Consider the following 25,670-nt stretch of genomic DNA (forward strand, 5'->3'; position numbering starts at 1 on the left):
ACTTATTGTCTTTCTTTATTTGGATCACTACCACCAACAATAGCAAAGATACGTTTTGCTATATTTGTATTTTCTTGAACGCCAGAGAATACATATTTACCTGGCCCAAATGCATATACATTCACATCTTCACCTGTATGTCCACCCGTCGTCCAACCTGTAAGGGAACACTTATTAAAAATAGCTTCAATGGCATTATCAATCTCGGTCACATCCTTTGATGGCGCGACATCTTGTACAGCCTTTATTTCTTCGGGCGTTAATGCTAAATCAATATATGTGTTCAATGTCTCTTCTACACTTGCCCCTTTTACAATCTCATTAGCCATAAAATCTGGTGTACGTTTTGCAGCTTTAATGGGTTCCACTTTAAAATTATACGCATCATTTGCTCCTACAGATAAACCGCCAGTAGAGTGATCTGCCGTAGCCACAACTAGTGTCTGCTTATCCTTTTTAGCAAATTCAATTGCCGCTTTAAATGCACTTTCAAAGTCTTCCATCTCACTCATTGCACCGACAATATCATTATCATGTCCAGCCCAGTCAATTTGGCTACCTTCCACCATTAAGAAGAAACCATTTTTATTTTTGTTCAAACGTTCAATTGCTGCTTGTGTCATTTCTTCTAATGACGGTGTATTATCATTACGATCAATCATTTTATCCAATTCACCTAGCGCAAATAAACCAAGGATTTGATCATTCTTATCCTGTAATAGTTGTTCTCGATCCGTTACATAACTATAACCAGACTTCTTAAATTCCTCTGTCAGATTACGATCTTCTCTTACAAAGTTTTTTCTGCCACCACCAAGCATCACATCGACTTTATGCTTCCCTTTCATTTTTTCATCAAAATAATCATTTGCTATGGCATCCATATTGTCGCGATGCATATCATGCGCCCCAAAAGCAGCTGGTGTCGCATGGGTAATTTCAGCAGTTGCGACTAGTCCTGTTGATTTCCCGTGTTCTTTTGCTTGCTCAAGAACTGTTTTCACTGCTGTTTTATCATTATCAACTGAGATTGCCGCATTATATGTCTTCACACCCGACGCCATTGCAGTCGCTGCTGATGCAGAATCCGTAATGTTTTCATGTTCATCTTCTGAATAAGTCTTTTGTGTGCCTACAAGGTATGTATCAAATGCAGTGGATTCCATTTCAAACGTTTTAGGATTATCTTTCATATAGCGATGTGCTGTCATATAAGAAGGCCCCATACCATCTCCAATTAATACAATCACATTTTTAATCTTCGTATTACTGTTCTTTTCGTCTGCATTCACTTCACTAGAACGCGTAACATTCCAGGTTGCTACCGAAGTAACTACTAACGACGCCACAACTGCAAATGGCCAGGTCTTTTTTACAAAATTTCGCATGATTTTGTCCTCCTATATATAATGACTTTCACGTATTTGTTCTTTATATCCTCGGAAAAGCCGGGCATTTTTGCCCGGCTTTGTAAAAATTATGTCCTGATTTTTTAAGAATGAATAGATGTTCCATCTGGAATCGTATGTTCCATCCATGCTGGCATGATAGGCATGTCCCACCTAAAGTGATATTTATCCATTGCCGCAGGACTAGTAATCCATCTCTTGACAGTATTTCCATGGATATTTTTATCTAACAAGTACACTTTAGGGTTATTTTCAAATTTAACAAGACCTATATTACCATCAATGATTGTGCCGTTTGGCACACCGGATAATGTTAATAGTTCATGCACATTATCCCAATTTCGAAATAAACGATTATATACGTCTGGACTAGTAATTCCTCTTTTTGTTCCATTGTCAATTAAATAAATAGTAGGATTTCCCACTTCTTTTACTCTCAAACCATTATATTGATTCAAGTTGTTCATTGTAAATTCATACTGAGTTGCATACGTCGTTTCTTGTTCTTGTGCAGAAGCTGCACTGATATTACCAAATAGTGAAGTAGAAATCATAGAAATTCCAAGTAGGCCTATGACACCTACCTTGCATATTGCTTTTTTCATACGTAAATCTCCTTTCATATTTTGGTACATATTAAAATATCATCGCGAGTACTCGTTCTACTGATCGACAAGTGATTTAAGGTAACCAATAGGTCGTGGATGCTGTTCCTTGATATTGCTGATTTTTATCATAAAAATCAAATCGAAGTTCTTGTACATTCGGATATTTTATATATCGCATGTATTTATACATGTACCATCCTTTTAAATTGTTTGTATTTTTTATGAATAGGTCGTTCATTTTTTGGGGCAAAACCACTGGTCCTGGTGCATCCATTGCTCCTTCTGGAGCTAATCGAAGATAGACGGTATTATTTTTTTGAAAGATTTGTGTGATATCTAACCATTCCGATCCTGTGTATTGATACGCTGTAGAGCCACCTGGTTGATTTGGTGATACATCTACAACTTGTCTCGAAGAATCTACGATATTTTCTCCTGTCGGTAACGCTGCCGCAGAACAGGGCGCCGCTATCATAAAACTACAACAAGCAAGAATACTAGGAATTAAAATAAATTGATTGTTTCGTAATTTCATCTTGTAAAACCCCTCCAATAAAGTGTTATATATGGCATATACAACCATACAATAATGGATTCTACTTTACTAGATTTCATAGGTTGAGAAATATCTTACGGAATGATCTGCGTACAAAACAGGGATACCGAGAATATTTCACTTTAATTAACAAATTTGCTACAAAAAGAAAAAACGCAATTCTTATGAAAGCGTTTCTTCTTTGCGTTTATTTTATGACCAACGGAAAGGGTTTCATGTCCACACTTATTTTACCACACATCATCATCGACAAATATTGAGAAAGTTCTACATATATAATGGATAAACAGGAATACGCTTTATTACATTGTAAGGTTCAGATGCAAAATTTCAGCTAACTTAGAACTAACCTCTAAGTCTTGGACATACTGATACTACTAAACTAAAAAGGACGTGTATCAATATAACAAAACAGTAGAATTCAAATGGGAACTGAGACTTTACGGTTCTGGTGCAAAAACTTCAGGCCACTTGCAAATAATCTCTCAAACTTGGACATACTGATACTATTATTCTTAAAAAGGTGTGTGATCAGTATGAAAAAGGAAACTTCGTTTAAATGGAAGCACTATCAGCCAGATATTATTTTGTTAACTGTGCGCTGGTACCTGCGGTACAATCTCAGTTTTCGTGATTTGGTAGAAATGATGGAGGAAAGAGGACTATCCTTAGCTCATACAACGATTATGCGATGGGTCCATCAATATGGGCCTGAATTAGATAAGCGAATTCGACGTCATCTCAAACAAACGAATGATTCCTGGAGAGTAGATGAGACGTACATAAAAGTAAAAGGACAATGGATGTACCTATATCGTGCTGTTGATTCTGAAGGAAACACGATTGATTTTTATCTAAGTAAATCCAGAAATCATAAGGCTGCAAAGAGATTCTTCAAAAAAGCTTTGCGGTCTTTTCATGCTTCAAAACCTCGTGCAATCACAGTTGATAAAAACCCGGCTTATCCAATTGCTATCACAGGGTTAAAGAAAGAAAAACAGATACTGTTAGGCATTCAAATCCGACAGATAAAATATCTAAATAACATCGTAGAGCAAGATCATCGTTTCATTAAAAAACGTATACGCTCTATGTTAGGACTTAAATCTTTTCGTACAGCTACATTGATTCTTGCAGGAGTAGAAGCCATGCATATGATAAAAAAAGAACAGATTGATTTACGGGATCAGTCTGTTCAAAATCAAAAACAATTCATTCATCAATTATTTGGATTAACAGGGTAAAGAACGATTCCGGTAGGAATCCTCATTGATCCTTTATTTGCACCAGAACCATAAAAAATATAATAGGTCGAACAATGTCACGTAGAAAAGTCAAATGAATTCCTCCTTTTAAATAGTTATCAATGTAATTTTATCATTATTCAGAAAATTATTTCGTTTTTGTTTCATATAGAAGAATAAAATTTCACATACCACGATTAAAATATATAATGTAAAAGGAAAATACATTATATAGGGGATCTCACCTGTGACAATGTCGGTATTTGTTATATAATAGGGAAGAACAATCAATATGGCTCTGTATATGCGGAGTGAAAAATGAAGTACCCCAAAACAAAGGGCAAGTATCATGTAGTTCAGCTGACATAATACTTGCCCTTTCCTATTCGTTAAAAATCCATTGCGATGCCATCGGCTTGGCTAGAGATAGATATGTTCGATACACTAGATGTATAGAGTTTATCAAGGGAATCCCCTTAACAGGGAAGCGTCTCTATGAAAGAGATACATGGATATTCAGCAAGTCAAAATACTAAGGTACATAATTTCTTCGACTTCTTTACATAAAGAAGTCTGTATGCCCTTCAATGTGAATTTATATCGCATGAAATATGATAAAATATATATGTCTAGTTATTTTTATATATGAGTTATGCACTGTAAACTGGGAGGTCTTTTATGAAAATATGGTTAGATGGAAAACGAATCTTTGAAGAAGAGACAGACTATGGAAGTAAATATTATGTATTCCCACGAGATAAGATGCAAAAAAATGTAACATTACATAGCTATGTAGTAAAAAAAGGGGAATATGATCAGCCTTGCAAATGGATTTATGCCGATGATTTACCGGAAACAGAACGTATTATACCTGTGAAAGATTTCGATCGTTCCCAATATGATTGCTTTATATATGATGAACGTACGCTAGGAAGAGATATTCAAAAGGTTTTGTCATCATATAATATTGACATTCGTCAGGATATGAAAGCATTTTTGAAGTTAGAAGTATTACCTGAAGAAGCGGTAAAGGAATTAAAAACCCTTTTTAAAGAAAAAGAATACTACGATAAATATCCTGAAGATTTCTCTTTTTGTGAATCATATGATTATGAATATGAAGGAAATAAAAACAGAATCCTTGTAGATCCAGAAGACAATCTAGGTATGGATATTACATATGACCAGACAGACTGGTTTGGTAGACAATACCTTGTAGAAGTGTATGCAAAACAAGTCCACTCTCAGACACATTATGTATTGAAAAATGATTGGGACTATTGGTACAAATACTATCCAGTTGATTTGAATGAAAATTATTGGATTATAGAAGAAATAGATGAAGAACAGATTGAGAATTTTCCTTTTGAAGAATATCAACCAGTAGAAATTGAAAAAAGAGACCTTCCAGAAAAAGCGCCTGAAATAGATATCTCGAAGTTTTTTGCACCAGATACAGTATATGATTTTTATTACTCTGAAAAAATGTTTATCATGAGGTATAACTTAGAACAAAAAGTCGCGACAGTGAATATAAATGGAAGCCGAGAATTCTACACAGAAATGGTGAGGGAAGGCGAAGAATTAACAAGTAATTGGGACGATATGAAACATATTGGTCGCACTACTTATGGTGAAGCGGACATACAACATCCTAATTTAACACATAAGGACATATTGGAGCGTATGTTTGGAAAACGAGACCTCTTACAATCATAAGCCCATACTATAATATTTAAGGAGCGAATAGACATGTCAGTAACTGAAGAGCACCTGAAAAGTAGACGGCACTATATATTTGAAAGATTAAAACAGCCAGGTTACGTAAATAAAAGTATCCAAACCATTGAGCAAGCAAAACAAGAAGTACAAGAACATATAGAAGAAATGATAGATTTGTTGTTTCTGGATGCAGAGAATCCATGTTTACCGTTACTCTGTGCTTCTCAAGTAAAAGGATTCGAGCAACATCCAACGTACCGGAAATTACATTCCATGACAAGACCACAATTGTGGGATATGGAAAAAGAAGAACGAGATCAAATCTTAGATGACACCTTGGCTTTGGTGAATGAAGTATTTCATTTACAACGTACGATTTTTATTATGTTGTATCAAGAAAAAACAGAGCTGTTAACTAAGTTTTATGAGCAACGTCTACAAAAAAAATCAAAGTTGCATTTTGATGTGAATGATGGGAATGGTTTTAACAAAAAAGAATATATAAATAGGATTCGTTCTTTACGACATGATATTCGTGTAGTGGCGTTTAGAAAATTTAATAGGCAAGATGAGATACACGGTGACATGGATACGATAAAAAAACATTATGAAACGGAAATAGAACCAAAAATAAAAGAGATTGTGTCTATTATTGATCCGAGCTTGATTGAGCTGGATTTCTTTTTTAAACCAATCATAGCATACGGTATGAATCAAATTTCTTTAGAAGAGATGATTCGTAAATTAGAAGGGGCATTTATTCAGATTCATAACATCTCTAAGGTGGAATATTGTCCTACATTGGAAATGACGGTACAACAATGTAAGATGCTCCTATTATTTAAAGAAACGGATACGAAATCCAATAATAAAAAACATAATTTAAAGGTACTTCAATAAAACTAGTTGTTGAAAATGTTTCGATGGGGTTATATGTAAACAAAAAGAAAAGCGAGATAAAATAGCTCGCTTTTCTTTTTATAAAAGGTTTTTAATGACAGATTACATGTAGTATACACTAAATATATAGAACATGTAGTGGTTTTCCTATTTTCTCAATAGAAGTAATTTTTACTAAAATAGTGCAAGTTGATAATTAGGAGATGGAAATAATATATAGTATATGACCCGAAATTATATGTATCTTGGACCCCAGGTACGTGCATATTCATTATGCTTTAATTTGTCTATAATTTATTAAGTATTTGATGATCTAAACAAGAAATAATATTTTCTTCATAATATGGGATTCTTATTAATTTCAAATTGTTATTTTGACAATAATTATTTTTTATCTTATCCCTTTTTTTCGTCTCTTCATATTTCTTTTTCCCACCAAAGTACGGAACTGATTTAAAATGCTGTTCACCATCAAATTCAATTAAAGCTAATAAAGAGTTATTTTTATCAAAAATAGCAAAATCAAATTTTAATAAATCAATATTTTTACAATCTGGGAATGTATATTCTCTTTTAAAATCAATATTTTTTGCTTCAAGGTATTCTTTAATGATACGTTCCCCCTTGCTTTCATTACAATAGGGACATCTAGTTCCTGTAACAAAGTGTGAAGGAGTTACTTGATATGTATGACCACAAATCGTGTGTTGCATAAGTATCTTCTTTCTTGCTTTTTCATAAGAGCTAATAACTTTGTATTCGTTCCCTACTAGTTGGAATACTCTTTCTACAAAATCATCATGTGTTTTTGTTTTAGCCCTACTAATTTTTTTACCTTTGCATTTTGGACAGCCTTTCCCTCTTAAAAAATTAGATGGCATGACAGTGAATTCATTTCCACAATCGTTATGCTTCATCTGTACATGGACATTTGTTGATATGTATTCTGATAGGACAGTATATTCCTCGCCAACTAAATGCTTGCACTCTTTAAGGAACTCAATATGGGATTTTCTTTTTAAATCTCCAATTACCTTACGGTTACATTCAGGACAGCGAGAACCAAATAGAAAACTTGCGGTTCTGGTGCAAATAAAGGATATATCCCAAAGAACAATGAGGATTCCTACCGGAATCGTTCTTTACCCTGTTAATCCAAATAATTGATGAATGAATTGTTTTTGATTTTGAACAGACTGATCCCGTAAATCAATCTGTTCTTTTTTTATCATATGCATGGCTTCTACTCCTGCAAGAATCAATGTAGCTGTACGAAAAGATTTAAGTCCTAACATAGAGCGTATACGTTTTTTAATGAAACGATGATCTTGCTCTACGATGTTATTTAGATATTTTATCTGTCGGATTTGAATGCCTAACAGTATCTGTTTTTCTTTCTTTAACCCTGTGATAGCAATTGGATAAGCCGGGTTTTTATCAACTGTGATTGCACGAGGTTTTGAAGCATGAAAAGACCGCAAAGCTTTTTTGAAGAATCTCTTTGCAGCCTTATGATTTCTGGATTTACTTAGATAAAAATCAATCGTGTTTCCTTCAGAATCAACAGCACGATATAGGTACATCCATTGTCCTTTTACTTTTATGTACGTCTCATCTACTCTCCAGGAATCATTCGTTTGTTTGAGATGACGTCGAATTCGCTTATCTAATTCAGGCCCATATTGATGGACCCATCGCATAATCGTTGTATGAGCTAAGGATAGTCCTCTTTCCTCCATCATTTCTACCAAATCACGAAAACTGAGATTGGGTTCTGGTGCAAATAAAGGATATATCCCAAAGAACAATGAGGATTCCTACCGGAATCGTTCTTTACCCTGTTAATCCAAATAATTGATGAATGAATTGTTTTTGATTTTGAACAGACTGATCCCGTAAATCAATCTGTTCTTTTTTTATCATATGCATGGCTTCTACTCCTGCAAGAATCAATGTAGCTGTACGAAAAGATTTAAGTCCTAACATAGAGCGTATACGTTTTTTAATGAAACGATGATCTTGCTCTACGATGTTATTTAGATATTTTATCTGTCGGATTTGAATGCCTAACAGTATCTGTTTTTCTTTCTTTAACCCTGTGATAGCAATTGGATAAGCCGGGTTTTTATCAACTGTGATTGCACGAGGTTTTGAAGCATGAAAAGACCGCAAAGCTTTTTTGAAGAATCTCTTTGCAGCCTTATGATTTCTGGATTTACTTAGATAAAAATCAATCGTGTTTCCTTCAGAATCAACAGCACGATATAGGTACATCCATTGTCCTTTTACTTTTATGTACGTCTCATCTACTCTCCAGGAATCATTCGTTTGTTTGAGATGACGTCGAATTCGCTTATCTAATTCAGGCCCATATTGATGGACCCATCGCATAATCGTTGTATGAGCTAAGGATAGTCCTCTTTCCTCCATCATTTCTACCAAATCACGAAAACTGAGATTGTACCGCAGGTACCAGCGCACAGTTAACAAAATAATATCTGGCTGATAGTGCTTCCATTTAAACGAAGTTTCCTTTTTCATACTGATCACACACCTTTTTAAGAATAATAGTATCAGTATGTCCAAGTTTGAGAGATTATTTGCAAGTGGCCTGAAGTTTTTGCACCAGAACCTTTTATATGTACAATCACTTGATCGTTTTGGCAGAAATAAAGAAGCAATTTTAAATGAATGGAAAGATATCACAAAAGGTATAAAAGCACATATTATCATTACAGACATGCCTTTGTTAGATACAACCAAATATAAAGATAATTTGGGAAATCTGATTACCGATCTTGTACTTCAAATTCTTTCTTGGTTGGCAGAAGAAGAGCGTACCAAAATCAAAACACGTCAAAGAGAAGGGATTGATTTAGCAAAAAAACAAGGAAAACACCTAGGTAGACCCAAAGCGGAAATTACACCTGCATTTATCACTGCATATGATATTTGGAAAACTGGGGCCATTACAGCAGTGGAAGCAATGGAGAAAGCAAATGTGCCCAAAACTACATTTTATCGACTGGTTCAAAAATATGAAGCTCAACTAGCAAAATAACCGATAGATGGGAAGAAACATCATGTTTGTACTTGGCATAGATATTCTATTGGGTTATCTCATCATGGGGATAATCGTTGCATGTATTGTTTGTTATCTCGAATTTAGAGAGTAACTTTCTCAATACCAATATATATAATTTCTAGTAAAATAAAAGATGCTAACATTTATACTAGCTTTTTATAACTTTCTCCTAAACACCACAGGCCCCTACTTGTGGTGTTTATTTTTATATCAAAAGCCACTCATTGAGCAATTGAATGAAAAGCAATAACAAATAAAAGAATTTTTTTATGTTTTCTCCCCCCCATCGACTTCGGTGCTGATGAGGTTGCAAAATGTAGCGAAGCCACGATACTATCAAGGGGATCCCCTTGATAGTGAAATGTTTATATAGTAACTATAGTGGGATTCTATACGTATCCATATTTTTAAACAAATGTTTGATTCGTCATCCTTCATGCGAAACCAATGCGGATTCGCTACCATTCGTCAATGTTTTGTATACACTTTTTGAGAAAGGAATCCCCTTATGTATAAATCTAATTTCATTGCTTTCTTACTATTCCTTATTTCCTTTTCTTGTTACCTCATATATATAACCAACAACTCACTCTATTTGCATCCAGTCATTTTATTATCTATTATGTTGATTACAATTGTCGGTATCATTCTTTTTAGTGATTTTCATGATCCAACTTATATAAAATACATACTTCTCATTGGATTGTTCCTGTATCTCATTCTTATATGCCTTACAATTTCGAACATAACAGACAAAAACAGTCTTTGACATTATGGGTGTTGCTTATGCAATATAATGGATTTGAAAAACAAAAGAAAGTAGCATAATTTTTAAAAATGCTACTTATCTAGGTTTATTTGCTATATTCATTTTTAAGGACACAAAATATTTTAAGTTTTTTTCGTTAATATGCACGAAAGCTCATTTTGTTTTGAGGGGCATGTATGGTGACCCTTATATGGTTATAGAAGCATATATTAAATGGCATTTCTCCGAAAAACCCAAGTATCGGGAGACTTAACATATCGACGATTATATTATTTTAAGATGATTTTTGATGTGTATAAGTAAGTATAACAAAAATATTTCGGGGAAAACAGACTATATATTTTTAAAAAAACAGTCTATTCTTAATTTTAGGCGCCACTAAAATTAAGGGGAATCATTAATATGAAAAAAACAGTTCGTAATTTATTTATTGCATCTTGTCTTGCAGGAAGTGTATTACCTGGAGTTGCAAATGCTTCTACCGATGTAGGTCCTAAAAATAGTAAAAAGGAATTAACAGAAGCGAATACGTATATAGCTGAAGTCATAAAAATTTCAAACGGTAAGGCTGAAAAAGTTCCTATTATGCAATATGAACAAGAAAAGAGGGAATCTAATAATAAACAAAAATTAGCAGCACTACAAAATAACAATACAGGCTCTATTGCAGCAATGGCGAATAGAAAAGAATATAAGCCAGAGAGAGAGTATAATTTTTATATGCCCTCTCAAAGAGCGAGTGCAACAATGAACTGTCCGGCTAATGGAAATGGTTGCTCTATAGCGAAGACATATGCCATTACACAAACAGAGACCTGGGATGCTGGAGGCGGATTAGATATAAAATTTGTAAAACTAAATGGAGGATACCATTGGGCTGAGGCTTTAACCAACTCTAGTACGTATAGTTTTAATTTAAAACCAGGACAAAGGGGGTTCATTGGTTTTGAAGCTAAAAGATTCTATACTACTGGAGTGGTAAATACGTATAGTGACATCTGGGGGAACCTTATTTCTTCAAATCGGATTTCAGGTAGTACGCCGGTAGCAGTACCTGGTACTTCAGAATTAGATGGTGTAATCACACTAAGATTAGAAAGATAATTTTCACGCAAGAAGGTTAGCGAACCAAAACATTTAGTATAACAATATTACTTATCTAGTGAAAATGAGATATACTTACTTTAAAAATCATGAATAGAAGAGAAATCCATATTTCCCCTCATCTCATTACGTTTATGTAATAAATAGTATAATTGAGAGAGAGCATAACCTTCAAGAATACCCTTTTTTACTATTATTAGGAAAAGACCTACGGACTAGAGCAGATACCCTGTCACTACAAAATAAAATAACAAATTGAACAGTGCCTTCCCACGATATATAATGAGTATATACCATTCTTTTATTCGGTTATGGGAATGAGGGAATGATACAACTGTATATGACTCTTATTCCGCTCCTATAATTTCCACACAGGATATATAAAGGGGGGCTCGTGTTTATGATTTTCTTATATCGATTTGATGTACAAGAGAATCGCGTTCATTTTGTTTTAAATGAACAAATCGTTGCCGATATGCTTCCGCCATATGATGTCTTGTTGAGACCATTAGTAACATCTTTGGCTGAAACATTACAATTGTATTGCTCTTTAAGTAAGCAACCTACTTTGCTAACAAGTAACATACAAGACAGCGGTGAAATAGAAGTGATGTTAAATCAAGAATTAGGACAATGTATAGATGGATATACAAAAGACCGCATGATTTTGAAAAATGGCAAACGAATTGCGGATATTTTACTGGAAATTAGGAATGCTCATACTGTATATCACTAAGTCTATAGGACTAGTAAGATATATAATCCTTTTCAATCGAAGGGTCCCATTTGAAAATAGATAGTTGACGTTTTTCAAACCTCCGTAGGGGAAATGGACAGATGTCTGTTTCTCCTACTCCGTCAAAATGACATAGAAATATGAGTATGTTAAGCGTAAATGCTGAAGACAGGGGATGGATGAGAGTGGACAAATCATGGCCTAGTGATTCTACGCAGGTATTACAAGAAATCGATCAAAAGATGAACCTCATCGAGTCTATCCTTCAACAGATTTTTGGGGATTGGCAGACAGAAGAAGTAGATGAGATCCATCAAATGATGATAGGGGTAGAACCAGCATCGACTAGCAAATCGGGAATTTTGCAATAATCAGATTTTTATTGTGTGAATTTATTGTTTTTAAAAGGTAATTGTCATAGAACTAGTATTCTGTGCCACTTATTAACTTAAATCATAAAGAAATGATCCTAATTTAATGGATTAACAGCTTGAAAAAATGACATAGAACTCAGAAACTTAGATTTCAATCCCAAAAAACATGAAAATGACTATACATTATCAGAAAATTACAAAAATACCGATTCGTTCGAAGATGCTGGGTTTACCCCATGCCCATCAACTTAAGAACAGAGATCAAATGAGCTTTCGTTCAAATAAACTAAAAAACTCTTAACATACTTTTTATTCTTAAAAATACGCATACCAAATAAACTCTAACGAGTTTCATTTTTAAAATTATGCAACTTTCTTTTGTTTTCCAAACCCATTATACTCATAGACGACACCCATAATATCAAAGACAGTTTTTTTCTCATATCGATGAGATTTCCGTCCATTCTTCTGTAGGAGGGCGAACAGACGGATCAGCATCTTTGTTATGTCTTGGGTGTTTCTCTGTATAGATTGATATAACAGCGATAGATGATCTTGAATCATCCCGATTGCTTTATATTCACTTAATTCTCTTTTTTTCTTTTGCAATAGAAGTTGACGCATCTTAAACATCGTAGAAGAACATATAAAAATGGCAATGAGTCTTCCATACACATGACATTCTAATCGTTCTTTTTTGATATTTTTCCAGTGATGAATTTGAAATAGAGATTTCCATGTTTTAAAGATAATTTCTATTTGCCAACGGAGAGAGTAAAAATCATGTATTTGTTCCATCGGAACAATCTCCCAAGGGGTATTCGTAACATATATGTTTATACCAGTTAATCGTTTACTTTTTTCTGAATATGTAATCCCTTTTTTACTTTCGGTATAGCTTTGTTTTGTTCTACGTTCTTGCAATTGTTTTTCCGTTAATCGATAGATAACCACTCGTGTAAATAGTTTTTGTTCCTTTCCAATATACACTTCTTTTATTTCATACGTTTGTCCTGGTTTTAACGTGTTCATAATGTGCTCTAAATCAACTTGGATATACTGTGATTGCTTTTTTACTGTCCCATTTCGAAAGTATTCTGGAAACGGATTTTTCATATACACCGTATGGTTTAATTTCAGTCTTGAGATATAGTACACACCACGTTGATCCATTTGATCTAAGTCTTCCAATGAAAAATAACCTAAATCACGAATACATAAATCTCCTGGGCGTAAGGTAACTAAGCATTCCGTACCAAATGTTTTGTCATTATTTTTTCCTGGTCCTACCTGGAAGTTTAGAAACTGTCCGCTGTGTAAGTCATATTCTAATTGAATTTTTATACCTGCTGTTTGTGCACATCCACCTGATCCAGGATATACATGAGCTAAATGTTTTGGTACTTGGAAAATCGTCGCATCTAAAATACGAATTCGTTGAAAATGCATGAACGTCGTGCTTGAAATGGCCGATGTTTCACAAAGTTTACTTTTCCATAATGCAGAAAAAATATATTTCAAAAATTCAACAGCTTTCCTATCAAAGCGCTTATTGAGTCCTTCTGGACTCATGAGGGTGCCTGTGGCTGCATGTAATTGGCTACATAATCGAACAAGGGAATCGCTCGATGTACGTTGACTTATCCAGATGCAAATGGTAGCTAATTCATTTCCTGAAAATTTTCGTTTTCTTTTTACAAAACCTAATTCTTTTGCGAGTTCTTCTAAAAGAAAAGGGGTTAAATGACAGCGCAGTTCTTCAGCAAATAGTTGTAATTCATCTTGAATCGAAAGATTCATAAAAAAACGCCATCCTTTCTATTTAGCTTTTTAGAAAGAATAACGTTTTTTTACACTTGGGGGTAGTAAAGATTCTTAAGTTGATGGGCATGTGGGTTTACCCCTGATAGAAGTATCCCAATTGTTGTTCATCTTACAACAAGACCCCAAGGTGACATCCCTCGCAAAAGGATTAAGCCTACAACTCCAAAGTATACAGGAACAGTACAATCAATTGTTTAGTAGGAGAGAAATACAATTAAAAATTTCTAAATAATCAGACAATAACAGGTGGACATCCCTACACGAGATGCCTCTCTGTTATTGTCCCAAAATATGGCGTATATCCGACAGTTCCATATTCGTAAACTTCGCAATATCTTCGATATCCATGCCATTTTTATGCATGCCACGGATCAGTTGGATTTTTCCTTCTTGAATGCCTACTTCTTTTCCTTTTTCAATACCCTCTTGAAGCCCTACTTTTTTTCCTTTTTCAATACCTTCTTCTATACCGACCTCACGAGCATGTGCTAATTTCGCTTGCTCGTCAAATAACACTTTTTCCCTTGCTTCATATGCGAGACGGAAAGAACTGCTCTGACTCATATTTTCCCATTTGTGGATTGCCTTCTGTAACATTGGATCTTGCTTCATGGCGATATCCTCCAGCGTGTGGGTCAAATGTTCATCTTCATGCGCTGGTAGTAAAAGTAACCAACGAGCAAATTCATTTTCCCACGGATTAATTTTTTCTTCTCTCCATTGTCTTAATAACTTTGGAATCTCAATGAAATGTATTTCTAGGTCCTCAAGTAACACTTCCTTATGTTGTTGACTCCAAAATTGTCCGACGGTATGCATATCATCATAATGAGGAAAGAGCTGAAAGTCTAATAGATTGATGGCAATCGTTTTTCGCAAAGAGCGATAAGGCATCCCTTGTTCTAATTGAGATGTATATAATTTACTCCAATAATATAAGGAACGTTTCACAATTTCTTGTGTATTTCGTAACTGAATTTCAATATTGACTTTTGTCTCATCTTGAAGTGTCGCTAATATATCTAGTATGGATAATTTATCTTCTTCATATTCTTTATGGAGGTGTGGGTCTTCAATTTTTAAGGATACAATCGGTGTAGATAATGACTCCTGCAAGATTGCATTTAAGAAAGAAATCAGTAATTCCTCTTGTCCTTGTACACCAAATAATTGCTTAAAAGCAAAATCGACTCGTAAATTGACTAAAGGTTGATTCATAGCGTGAGTCACCTTTCTTCTATATGTCTGTTGTTATTCCCCTTTTTCGGGGAGATGGGCAAAGAATGTATATGTCCATTGTAGCGGAGAAAAGGGGAAAGAAGCAACCCTTGTGAGTTTTTTATTGGTTTTTATTTTTTTTTACATTATGGTACGTGAAATTTCAAATTATTCCCTAAAATTTTCACTGTCCTTTATACGCCTCCTCGCGTTGTATATGTCGTTTTTTCTTCGGGTATGTAAATGTATTAACCCCTTCCTTCTGTGTTGTTAGAAAAGAATCTGAGTGTCCGTTTTTTTCCCTCCGTTAAAAACTGGATATTATGTACAAAACTTATAAAAGTAGAGCCATATTTATATACGTATAAATAGTATCCCTACTTTTCACACACACAGGTGCAACGGGAGGAACAGGAACCTCCCATATTATTATATATATGTTTCATAATGAAATGTAAGACTAAAATTTTCTTATTTTATATATTTTTCCTTATTTTTGTTCTCTTTCTCAAAAGCGCTAATGTTTCGTCTTCTTAACGTATAAAGAATTGGTTATTTTTGTTCAAATCGTGTCTAAACGTACAATTTTCCCAAAATGGTATGGTGAGATCTTATAGATAAACAATAGAATCACCCCATTTTTATTGCATGAACTTTGTTTGATACTAGTCATATTTTTTCTTTTTTACATAATTATGATTCAAACAACACACGCTACTATACATACCAATTCTTAACATAAGGAGTAGATATGAACGCTATTCTGAAACTCATTTTTATTGGGTCTCTTTTTTGTCTATTGTGTGCTTGTGCGGAACGAAGAGAAATCGAAGAATTAGGATTTGTTGTTGGTGCTGCCTATGATCAAGCACCGCAGTCAGCCATTAAAGGAACCTATCAAATGGTATTACCCAACACACTTAATAGCTCAGAGCGTGGAACAGCTACACAAAAAAATTTCATAAATTTAAGTTCTACAGGTGAAAGTATTTTTGCACATTTCCGCATGATTGCCAAAAGAATTAGTCGTCCTTTATTTTTTCCACATATACAAGTGATTATCTTTTCTGAAAAGGTATTACAAACACCCTATATGCTGCAAAATATTTTAGATGTATATACACGTGATGAGGCGATGCGAAGAAACATTCGGTTATTTGTATCAAAGGGGCGTGCAGAACCAATTTTAGCACAAAACGCAGGCCCTGAATATTTACCTGCTAAGTACGTTTGGATGTTATCGGAACATACGAAAAAAAACGCACAAATGGTGGAGAAAAAGCGAATTGGCGATATTCACAGTAAAATCATTGCAAAGAAAAGCTTTTTCCTTCCGGTTGTATTTCGAACAAAACAAGGAGTAGAATTAAGTGGTTCTGCCCTATTTAGGGGCAAGGATAATCGTTTAGTTTCCATGTTAAATGAAACGGATACAGCGGCTTTACAATATATAGCTGCCCCAAAAGTAAGGGGAATTGTTACTGTCCCTATGAACAAACAACGCATCACCTATGAATTTCACCGTGTACACCAGCGTACGGAACTCAATATTACAAATCCCAGGTACCCTAAGGTCGATATATATGTAACAGTAGATGGAAAGATTGCAGAGCTTCATCCATCCCTAGCTCACCGTTTTTCAATGGAACAGCTCAATCAGGTATTGGCAAAAAGCATGAAAAAACAACTACAAACTACGACGAAGCGTCTACAAAAGCAATATAAATTAGATGTTATGGGAATTGGAGACAAGTATCAACGACAACACTTCAAAAAATGGAAAGAGATAGAGGATGATTGGGAGAATGGCAAACAATATTTCTCTACTTGTCAAATTCGTATTCACGTACAACCCCAGATTACACGATCTGGATCGACATTGCCCAAATAGCACCGCCTCTATATAACACATCTATCAGGAAAGCATTTGTCGTTTATTTTTTTATTTGGATATTGTTTCATTTGTATCACATACCATATAGCGGGAGTTAAAAACAATGAAGATTAATCAGGCATATCAAGTATCTCCAATTTATGTCTTCTTTTTGATACATAGTGCGCAATTTGGAGCTGGTGTACTGGGGTATTCTAGAATTATCGCAAAAAAAGCAGGATATGATGGCTGGATTGGAGTCGTACTGGCAGGGTTTTTTTACATATTTTAATGTGGATGATGTATCGTATGCTCTCTTGGGGTTAAAGGAAGCATTTTAAAACTTCAAACGTATATGTTTGGCGGATTTATCGGAACGTGTTTGAATTTCCTATTTCTCGTTTATTTCTTTATTGTAAGTGCCTCTATCTTACGAACTTATATTGAAATCGTACAAGTATGGATGTTTCCTACTGCTTCTACTCTTATACTTGCGATTATTTTGTCTATTTTAGTATATTACATTATTTCATCAAGATTTCGGGTAATGACTGCAATCTGTATTGCCTCTATATTTGTATCCATATTTTATGCCGCTCTCTGTGTGTACTGTTTAGGATTATATGGGAATTGGGAGGATTTTACACCTATTTTGAATCATTCTTATTTGGATATTGCGGATGCGATGCACAAATCCGTTTATACGATGGCAGATTCCGAAATCATTCTTATGATTTTTCCTTTTCTTCACACTCCTAAAGAATCTCATAAATTCGCACAATATGGTTTGCTGTTTTCGAATCTGTTATATGTCTTAACTTTTGTTTCTGCATTGGCATGTTTTAATGAAAAACAACTTTCGCATCTCATTTGGTCCCAACTGTCACTTTCTCAAGTGATTACATGTCCTTTCCTACAAAGGTTTGAAACCCTTATGGTATCAACATACGCTTGGCAGATGGTGACAAGTATCATTTTACCCCTGTGGGCTTGTACACGGGGTATGCGAGAAATAGCGGGGATTCGTCAAAGATATACGTTACTAATCTTGTTGGGTTTGAATATTATCATCGCCTGTTTGATCCAAGATCGGCATAGTATTAATACATTTATTACACAAACTTCACGTTTTACATTTTACTTAATTTATATCTATATTCCTATACTCTTTTTGTTGTTTTGTTTGAAGACACAATATCAAAAGAAAGAGAATACACTATAAGGATTCAATCTATATAGGGTGTTCTCAAGGAGTGGCTATGTACACTTCCCCACATTCAAATGGAAATTATTACATACTATCAAAATCTTTGTGCAAATATGAACGCAAGTGTGATGCACAAAACAACGAATGTTTCCTTTTTAACGTTTCTTCTTTTAATGGGAGACAAAAGGAGAACACAGTGTATGTACCGTATCTGCAAAAAAGCTTTATGGTCTATAAAAAAGAGAAAATAAACAATGGTACATTCCTTTAAACATCTATTCGGCCATCTCTTGTTTGAATACGTCCATTATTAACTCCACCTGAATGACATTCCTTTTCTCTTACTGTTGTTTTAGCATTTCTAATTCCAATAATTTTTCTTCATACATAAATGTTCAATTCCACCATTAGATATCAAAAAATAACTCGGAACTTTTGTGCCGAGTTATTTTTTGATTGTATTTTAGGTATAAAAACTATTAGGGACTTTTTATTGTAATATATCGAACAAAATCATACGGCTATTTCTTATATGGACTGGATAAATAAACGGTTTTATTTGTCATCTTATAGGGGAACTGTATATTGGTGATACGCAGTTCCTTGATACTGTCTAAATTGATTATAAAAATCTAATTTTCTTTCTTGTACCCATCTTCCTGGCAAAACTTCCTTTTGCTTCATATAGGTTTGAATTACCCATCCTTGCAAAGAATCTGGGCGTATCAGATACTTCTCTCCAATATGAGGCGGTAATGCAACTGGGGCTGGTGCATCCATTGCACCTGGTGGTGCTAATCGATAATATACGTTTCCATTTTGTTGAAACATGTCTTGTAACTGTAAAAAGGTCGTTCCCATATATAGATATTCATCTTGTGTGCTATAGGTATGTTGTACATGCCTCTCATCAGCTTGTGCAGACATACCTGGTATAGAATTTATGGCTAACAAGATGAATAAACTACTACACCATTTTTTTCTTTTACTCATAAGAACCCTCCTATATTTTTCATTATGTAACAATTCAGAATAGAATGTAGTACATATAGTTTATTATCTTACCTATTTTACTTTCTGCAAAACAGGTAAGTGAACGAATAATGGGATAATTCCAAGGTTTTCACAGCAAAACTCTATGTGAATCATATAAAACGAGTAAAAAAGATGCAATCCTTTGAAGTTGAGAAATAAATTCATAAAAAAGAGGAGAAAACTAAAAAACAGTATGGATATACACTCCATACTGTACAAGAATAACGATTCAAACTTTTTCTATTCTATTGTAACAAGCCCCTGATACCCACCTGCACCTGATTGATTATCATAACTATATACATACAAATAATATTTTCCTGGTTGTGCCGTATATGTTTCAAATAATCGTTGTCCTTGAAACTTGGCATACGCTACTGGATTTTTTAAGTTTTTTTCATAGTATAGGATCCAATTCATTTGAATCTGATTTTGATTGATTACCTCAATAGCCAATTTGGTTGGTGATTGCACATCTAATTGATAAATATCTAAGGAATTATTTGCATCAAAGTGACCTATAAAATTTGTTCGAAAAGGTAGTGACGTTGCATCTTGAATGGATTCATTTGGTTCTTTGGATTCTACTATATTATTTGCAATACCTTGAAAAACAATCTCACATTCTATTTGCTTATTGGTATTGACTCGGTAGTTTGTAAAATAGGCGGTCACTGTTTTGTAGCCATTCCAAGATTTCGTAGATAACTGTTGCAGTATGGTATCTAATACAGTATTTAGATTTCTCCAATCGGACTCAACACCTGCTGTTTTCTTTCCTGTGTACGTACCTCGTAAGGTAAACGTATGAAAGAAGTCAGATGTTTGCTCTGTCATATTGGTGTTTTGAAGTGGTATGATTTGGGTGATTTCCTTTTGCACTTCCGTCAAAGACTTTGCTGTGGGTTGTTGTAAATATTCATCGGAAACAGCTGGAGTGGTATATTCATTTTGATGATCAATTAATATCTGCATATAGTTTTGATACGCTGTATTGAGTGTCACATTTTTACTTACTGTTTCACGATATTGATCATATTGTATCACTTGATTATTTTTTATAATATGGTGCAATTGAGAAAATAGATCCCATCGATTCTCATACAGATAGGACTGCAAGGCAAATGCATAATTATAGAACTCCCAACTTCCATATGTGGCGTATAACGTCTGCTGTAAGGTGTATCGATTCAAAGGATTCACTGCTAACTGTTGAACGATTGTTTTTCTTGGTACAACTTGATGTGTACGAGTAGAGCCAGCAAAAAATTCTGCACCCCCTTCTTCGAACCAAGTTAAACGCTCATTTTCATAAAACTTCCCTTCACCAAATAACCCTGGAACGAGATAGCGTCCTTGAAGATAGTGTGTATACTCATGACGAAATAACTCTTCTAAACTATAGATACTATCCTGTGGTGTTCGCTCATACGTAAAGAAGGTTCCATCTTGTTCAATATACATCCCACCATTATTCGTATCATACCCATATAATAAACGATTCAACCGATATTCTTCTGGATTATTATAAATCACCATCGTCAAAATATCATCGCGATGTCCTTGCTCTAATGCTGTATCCGACCCCACGACTCGATAAAATTGGGCTTGGACTTCTTTAGAAGCCCAATAGAGTCTTTGGGCTTTCTCTGCTGTTACTTGTTGGCCCGTTCGAATGATCATAGATCCGTTATCAAATGTGTAAGCTTTCGGTATATATTTTTTCTTCCCTGCTTCTTGGATTTGTTTGTACGAAATCAGATTTCCTTTATAATCTTTTCCATTATATCTTTCGTCAATTTGTTGAGCGGCAGTTAGATATGCTTCACTTAAATAGGGATACACTTGTAATGCATTCGTAATAACTTGCAATCCCTTTTGTGCCGTGGTATGAAAGACACCCATTCTACTTGTATAATAAATTCCATTATTAATAATCCATCCCGTGTCGGCATTGACTTGACCGTATAATGCCATTTTTCCAATCTCATCGATAAAGGTGTTTATTTTCCCATACCAAGGTGATTGGTTAGGTGATGTACCAGTTTGGTACAAATACGTTTGAAGATCATAGTCAATGCCACTTAAGAGACTGTATACCGCTGTTCCTTTTGAATATTCTTTCGCGTACATTTGTAAATTTTGATTAAATTGATTTAAAATGGGAACAGCTAACGATATAATTTCTGGATTACTCGAGGCATTTCCAATTAAATTCCCATAAGCCGCCACGACTCGATCTTGTTCCATTGTTCCAAGTCGAAAAGCGGGGTTGCTTGCGATTGCTTGTAAAGCAGGTAAGCAGGTATCATGAAACGTTCGCTCATTGAGATAGGCAAGCTCTTTATAGTAATAGCCTAAATAGAATCCTGAACGCAATACTTCCACTAACGTTTCTATTCCATTTGAATTGGTTGCGGTATACGTCGCTCCTCTTTTTTCTAATGCTTGAATTAAGAATTGAACACGACTTTTATCCTGATAGAATGCGAGTGAGTCTGTATTAAATTGAAATAAATCCGTAATGTCACTCCAACGTATGGTTGAAAGTACTTGTACAAGGTTTCCATAGCTAAGTGCTTGTAATTGTGCCATCGTATATGTTTGTTGAGTTGCTGATGTAGTAGTGAGCGTTGCAAAGTTTATTTTTTCATTAGGTGGTTGAATCGATCGGTCGATTTGAAATGGTGTAGGGAACAAATTTGAAGTATATGGATATGGTTTATGGAAAGTTTTTTGGGACATATATTGTCTTTTGATTTTTGATGAATTTACATGGAAACCATATGGGCTTGGATTAGGTGGTGGTACCAATGAACTCCCAAGCATACCTTGCGCTACACTACTAACCGGCCTAGATACGATTGGTTTACTAGAAACTTGTATAGAACTTGCCTGTACAACATGTATGGAACCTAACATCGTACAACACAACAACATGAGTATAATTTTACTTATACGTTTCATCCAATTCCTCCATTTCAAAAATCAAAAAATTCTAGCTGACTGTCACATGATGGTTCAGATTTTTTCATAGAGTATGGAAACCAAATGGTTTGACTATGGAAAGGCTTCATGAAAAACACAAATAGTTTTCATAACTATTCCTCCATTCTTCTTTTTTGTCTTGTTGGGATTGTACCAATATAAAGGTATCTAACTTGTATGAGCTTTTGGCCTATCGTTTATTGGTTTAAAATCATCCCAACAGTACTTATATATATGGCAAATCATTTTTTTAACCTTTGCCAGTGTATTGAGAAATATATTCTATTTAAATGGCTAGATACTGTGTGTAATGAAAACATTCCTCTTATCATTTTCTCAACAAAAACACGAAACATCTATGATAGAATGGATATAGGATGGGCTAATTCCGTATATATATCTATAAAATCATATATTATTAAAATTGAAGTGGTTATCAAGTCAAGGGGAAACACTCGTAAGAGTGTTTTTTCTTTGACCATTTTTGATTGTCATATATATTCGAATACGATAAAATACGTATAAATTCTTCTTCAGTTATGGAATACCAGGCATCTTTATAAAAAGGTGCATACGAAATAACCATAGTGGGCTACAATTTTTTCAAGTGTAGGATTTTAGTTTTTGCTGCAAAGTTTGAAAAAACATAAACCCATTTGCAAAATATGGTTAACGTTTAAGGAAGCCTGAATAATTGCTGTGCATGCAATTAAAAAGTCTTACGAAATGCTATTTGTAATAGTTCAGCTTATACGATTTTAGGGGATTAATAGCATTTTATGACGTTATTTTTCACCTAATTTCCAAGAAATAGAGGTGAATGTAGGATGACTAAAACTTTTAAAAAAAATAGTCGTTATATGGCTGGGTTGGACAGTCTAAGGGGCCTAGCTATACTAGGTGTTATGTTGTATCATATTAATTTTAATTGGATGCCTGGAGGATTTTTAGGAGTTACTGTATTTTTTGTGCTTTCAGGTTATTTAATTACAGATATTCTAGCGATGGAGTGGAAAAGAAATAAGAGAATTAATTTGAAAAAATTCTGGCTTAGTAGGGCAAGGAGATTAATTCCAGGAATGCTTGTTATGCTCGTTATAACGTTGGCATGGATTACGATTTTTCATAGCTCTTTACTTGAAAAAATGCGCGGAGATTCATTAGCGGCATTATTTTATGTAAGTAACTGGTGGTATATCTATCATAAAGTATCGTACTTTGATAATTTTAACCAGCTTTCTCCATTGAATCATTTTTGGTCGTTGGCAGTTGAGGAACAATTCTATGTTGTTTGGCCGTTTATCATTAGTTTAGGGCTTTACTACATAAAAAAACAATCCCGTATGATTTTGTTAATTTGTCTGGGAGCCGTTGCTTCAGCTGTAGCGATGGCAATTTTGTATGAACCTGGGGCTGATCCGAGCAGAATATATTATGGTACAGATACGAGGGCCTTTTCCTTACTTATCGGAGCGGTACTTGCCTTAGTTTGGCCAAGCAATAGGCTAGCAAATAAAATTATCCCAAAGGCGCGTTTCATTCTTGATGTAGTGGGGGGCATTGCCCTTATTATTATTTTGGTTATGTTTTGGAAGACCAATCAATATGATCCATTTCTATACAAGGGAGGAATGGTTCTCTTATCCATTGCAACAGCATTGTTAGTGGCAAATTTAGCTCATCCAGCTAGTCGTATTGCTCAATTTTTACGATTTAGACCTTTACGTTGGATCGGGATAAGATCGTATGGCATATACCTCTGGCATTATCCAATTCTTACATTAACGACTCCAAAGGCAAATGCCGGGGATTTTTCACTAATACGAGCACTCCTTCAATTTCTTCTCATTATATTGATTGCGCAAATTTCATGGAAGTTTATTGAAAAACCAATCCGACAAGGTGCGCTCCAGAATATTCAGTTTAGGAACTTAAGACTTCAACATTTCACTTTAGGTGTTAAGTTAGCTTTAATTTGTACATTATCCGTTTCGTCGATAGCCGTCGTAGGGTTATCCAAAGCTAGTAAGGCTAAGGAACACTCTCAACAAGATAAGGGGGCGGCAGCACAAACACAATCGGCGCCACATCCAGTTGCAGTTTGGGAAAATCCAAATCAAGAGACGCCTCAAAAACAAGGGGAATCCAGCGAAGGAAATTCTGCGCAACCTAAAAATTCACTCACAGTTACTGCGATAGGCGATTCTGTTATGATTGATATTACTCCGTATTTAAAAAATACTTTTCCTGATATTAGGATTGATGCGCAAATTGGTCGCCAGCTGTCAAAAGCGATTCCGGAAGTTAAACAGTTAAAAAACGAAGGGAACTTAGGAAACTATGTCATTATTGGATTAGGTACAAATGGAGCCTTTACTACGGAGCAACTTGTTTCATTAATAAAATTAATTGGAAACGAACGTAAAATCATATTTATTAATACGAGAGTACCACGTCCGTGGGAATCAATCGTGAATGAGAGACTGAAAATAACGGCATCTGAATATCCGAATGTAACTCTAGTTGATTGGTATGCAGCAAGTACTGGGAAGAGAGACTACTTTGCACCTGATGGTGTGCATTTAACCAAATTAGGTGCAGAAGCATACGCAGCACTTGTAGCCAAAGCGGTGAAGCAATAATGAAATTTGTTTTATTAATTTTTGGTTCCACCACATTGCTAACAAAATAAAATACAGTTCTGGTGCAAATAAATGATATAAGCGAGAATTTCGTGGGTTATGTAGTAATCGAACAGAAACGGTTGTTATTGTTAATTTAATTATGATAATAGCTTTTATAACGTAGGATTAACGCAACAAAACCTTATTTAACACAGTTTATAACATTATCAAAAACCAGTGTTTTTGATAATGTTATTAAATTTGATTGCCGTTCTTGTTCCACTACTACACAGATTCCACGTACTTTATTTACGTTATTTTTTCAATACAGATATTTATTTGTTAAAGAAAATAAAAAAGAACAATCTTGTTCGGTTAATACGCTCAGAACGCT

General features: G+C 34.6%; 18 protein-coding genes and 2 pseudogenes. 10 read left to right on the top strand and 10 right to left on the bottom strand.

What is annotated here, in order from left to right; genetic code table 11:
- Nucleotides 1-2 precede the first annotated feature (2 nt).
- From MHH66_RS28275 to MHH66_RS28285, 3 genes are all read right to left on the bottom strand, one after another.
- Entirely contained in the window at nucleotides 3-1,388 is a 1,386-nt protein-coding gene (locus MHH66_RS28275) for an alkaline phosphatase (protein WP_078185725.1), read from the bottom strand.
- Between the two features lie 104 nt (nucleotides 1,389-1,492).
- Nucleotides 1,493-2,014, bottom strand: coding sequence for a hypothetical protein (locus MHH66_RS28280; RefSeq protein WP_078185726.1), 522 nt, complete (start codon nucleotides 2,012-2,014; stop codon nucleotides 1,493-1,495).
- A gap of 76 nt (nucleotides 2,015-2,090) precedes the next feature.
- A complete protein-coding gene (locus MHH66_RS28285; RefSeq protein WP_078185727.1) occupies nucleotides 2,091-2,552 on the bottom strand; it encodes a hypothetical protein in 462 nt (153 codons plus the stop codon).
- 557 nt (nucleotides 2,553-3,109) lie between these two features.
- Here MHH66_RS28285 and MHH66_RS28290 point away from each other — a divergent pair.
- From MHH66_RS28290 to MHH66_RS28300, 3 genes are all read left to right on the top strand, one after another.
- Nucleotides 3,110-3,817: an IS6 family transposase gene (locus MHH66_RS28290; RefSeq protein ID WP_340868115.1), complete on the top strand. Its 708-nt coding sequence runs from the start codon at nucleotides 3,110-3,112 to the stop codon at nucleotides 3,815-3,817.
- Nucleotides 3,818-4,495: 678 nt separating this feature from the next.
- Nucleotides 4,496-5,536 carry a hypothetical protein gene (locus MHH66_RS28295; RefSeq protein ID WP_078186027.1) on the top strand — a complete coding sequence of 347 codons (1,041 nt, stop codon included), beginning with the start codon at nucleotides 4,496-4,498 and terminating at the stop codon, nucleotides 5,534-5,536.
- A gap of 33 nt (nucleotides 5,537-5,569) precedes the next feature.
- Nucleotides 5,570-6,439: a hypothetical protein gene (locus MHH66_RS28300; RefSeq protein WP_078186026.1), complete on the top strand. Its 870-nt coding sequence runs from the start codon at nucleotides 5,570-5,572 to the stop codon at nucleotides 6,437-6,439.
- Between the two features lie 287 nt (nucleotides 6,440-6,726).
- Here the strand turns inward: MHH66_RS28300 and MHH66_RS28305 are convergent, their stop codons facing one another.
- The 3 genes and pseudogenes from MHH66_RS28305 to MHH66_RS28315 form a co-directional block, all read right to left on the bottom strand.
- A complete protein-coding gene (locus MHH66_RS28305) occupies nucleotides 6,727-7,356 on the bottom strand; it encodes a DUF2726 domain-containing protein (protein WP_234803767.1) in 630 nt (209 codons plus the stop codon).
- Between the two features lie 225 nt (nucleotides 7,357-7,581).
- A pseudogene (locus MHH66_RS28310) lies at nucleotides 7,582-8,208 on the bottom strand (IS6 family transposase); the annotation flags it as partial.
- Between the two features lie 64 nt (nucleotides 8,209-8,272).
- Nucleotides 8,273-8,980, bottom strand: a complete 708-nt coding sequence (locus MHH66_RS28315; RefSeq protein WP_340868115.1) for an IS6 family transposase — start codon at nucleotides 8,978-8,980, stop codon at nucleotides 8,273-8,275.
- A 37-nt stretch (nucleotides 8,981-9,017) separates the two neighbouring features.
- Between MHH66_RS28315 and MHH66_RS28320 the strand changes: the two genes are divergently transcribed.
- The 4 genes from MHH66_RS28320 (at nucleotide 9,018) to MHH66_RS28335 (ending at nucleotide 12,504) form a co-directional block, all read left to right on the top strand.
- Nucleotides 9,018-9,500, top strand: a complete 483-nt coding sequence (locus tag MHH66_RS28320; RefSeq protein WP_234803760.1) for a recombinase family protein — start codon at nucleotides 9,018-9,020, stop codon at nucleotides 9,498-9,500.
- A 1,195-nt stretch (nucleotides 9,501-10,695) separates the two neighbouring features.
- Nucleotides 10,696-11,397 (top strand): DUF6060 domain-containing protein, encoded by a 702-nt coding sequence (locus MHH66_RS28325; protein WP_078185947.1) that lies wholly within the window; start codon nucleotides 10,696-10,698, stop codon nucleotides 11,395-11,397.
- 400 nt (nucleotides 11,398-11,797) lie between these two features.
- Nucleotides 11,798-12,133: a hypothetical protein gene (locus MHH66_RS28330; RefSeq protein ID WP_165689486.1), complete on the top strand. Its 336-nt coding sequence runs from the start codon at nucleotides 11,798-11,800 to the stop codon at nucleotides 12,131-12,133.
- Between the two features lie 140 nt (nucleotides 12,134-12,273).
- Nucleotides 12,274-12,504 (top strand): hypothetical protein, encoded by a 231-nt coding sequence (locus MHH66_RS28335; protein ID WP_232339790.1) that lies wholly within the window; start codon nucleotides 12,274-12,276, stop codon nucleotides 12,502-12,504.
- Nucleotides 12,505-12,870: 366 nt separating this feature from the next.
- Here the strand turns inward: MHH66_RS28335 and MHH66_RS28340 are convergent, their stop codons facing one another.
- Both MHH66_RS28340 and MHH66_RS28345 read right to left on the bottom strand, forming a co-directional pair.
- Nucleotides 12,871-14,307 (bottom strand): IS4 family transposase, encoded by a 1,437-nt coding sequence (locus MHH66_RS28340; protein ID WP_078185949.1) that lies wholly within the window; start codon nucleotides 14,305-14,307, stop codon nucleotides 12,871-12,873.
- Between the two features lie 300 nt (nucleotides 14,308-14,607).
- On the bottom strand, nucleotides 14,608-15,549 hold the full coding sequence (locus MHH66_RS28345) for an Rpn family recombination-promoting nuclease/putative transposase (RefSeq protein WP_069356903.1): 942 nt from the start codon (nucleotides 15,547-15,549) through the stop codon (nucleotides 14,608-14,610).
- A 751-nt stretch (nucleotides 15,550-16,300) separates the two neighbouring features.
- Between MHH66_RS28345 and MHH66_RS28350 the strand changes: the two genes are divergently transcribed.
- Complete coding sequence (locus tag MHH66_RS28350) at nucleotides 16,301-17,440, top strand: Ger(x)C family spore germination protein (protein ID WP_078185950.1); 1,140 nt, start codon at nucleotides 16,301-16,303, stop codon at nucleotides 17,438-17,440.
- A 106-nt stretch (nucleotides 17,441-17,546) separates the two neighbouring features.
- Nucleotides 17,547-18,644: pseudogene (locus tag MHH66_RS28355) on the top strand (GerAB/ArcD/ProY family transporter).
- 552 nt (nucleotides 18,645-19,196) lie between these two features.
- On the opposite strand, the gene MHH66_RS28360 reads toward MHH66_RS28355, so the two are convergent.
- The gene (locus MHH66_RS28360) at nucleotides 19,197-19,622 is read right to left on the bottom strand and encodes a hypothetical protein (protein WP_078185951.1); all 426 of its coding nucleotides are present in this window, start codon (nucleotides 19,620-19,622) and stop codon (nucleotides 19,197-19,199) included.
- Between the two features lie 282 nt (nucleotides 19,623-19,904).
- Nucleotides 19,905-22,631 carry a collagenase gene (locus MHH66_RS28365; protein ID WP_078185952.1) on the bottom strand — a complete coding sequence of 909 codons (2,727 nt, stop codon included), beginning with the start codon at nucleotides 22,629-22,631 and terminating at the stop codon, nucleotides 19,905-19,907.
- Between the two features lie 848 nt (nucleotides 22,632-23,479).
- Here MHH66_RS28365 and MHH66_RS28370 point away from each other — a divergent pair.
- Nucleotides 23,480-25,294 carry an acyltransferase family protein gene (locus MHH66_RS28370; RefSeq protein ID WP_078185953.1) on the top strand — a complete coding sequence of 605 codons (1,815 nt, stop codon included), beginning with the start codon at nucleotides 23,480-23,482 and terminating at the stop codon, nucleotides 25,292-25,294.
- The last annotated feature ends 376 nt before the right edge of the window (nucleotides 25,295-25,670 follow it).

The sequence above is a fragment of the Bacillus sp. FSL H8-0492 genome (assembly GCF_038006145.1).
GTDB classification, from domain to species: Bacteria; Bacillota; Bacilli; order Bacillales; family Bacillaceae_G; genus Bacillus_A; species Bacillus_A mycoides.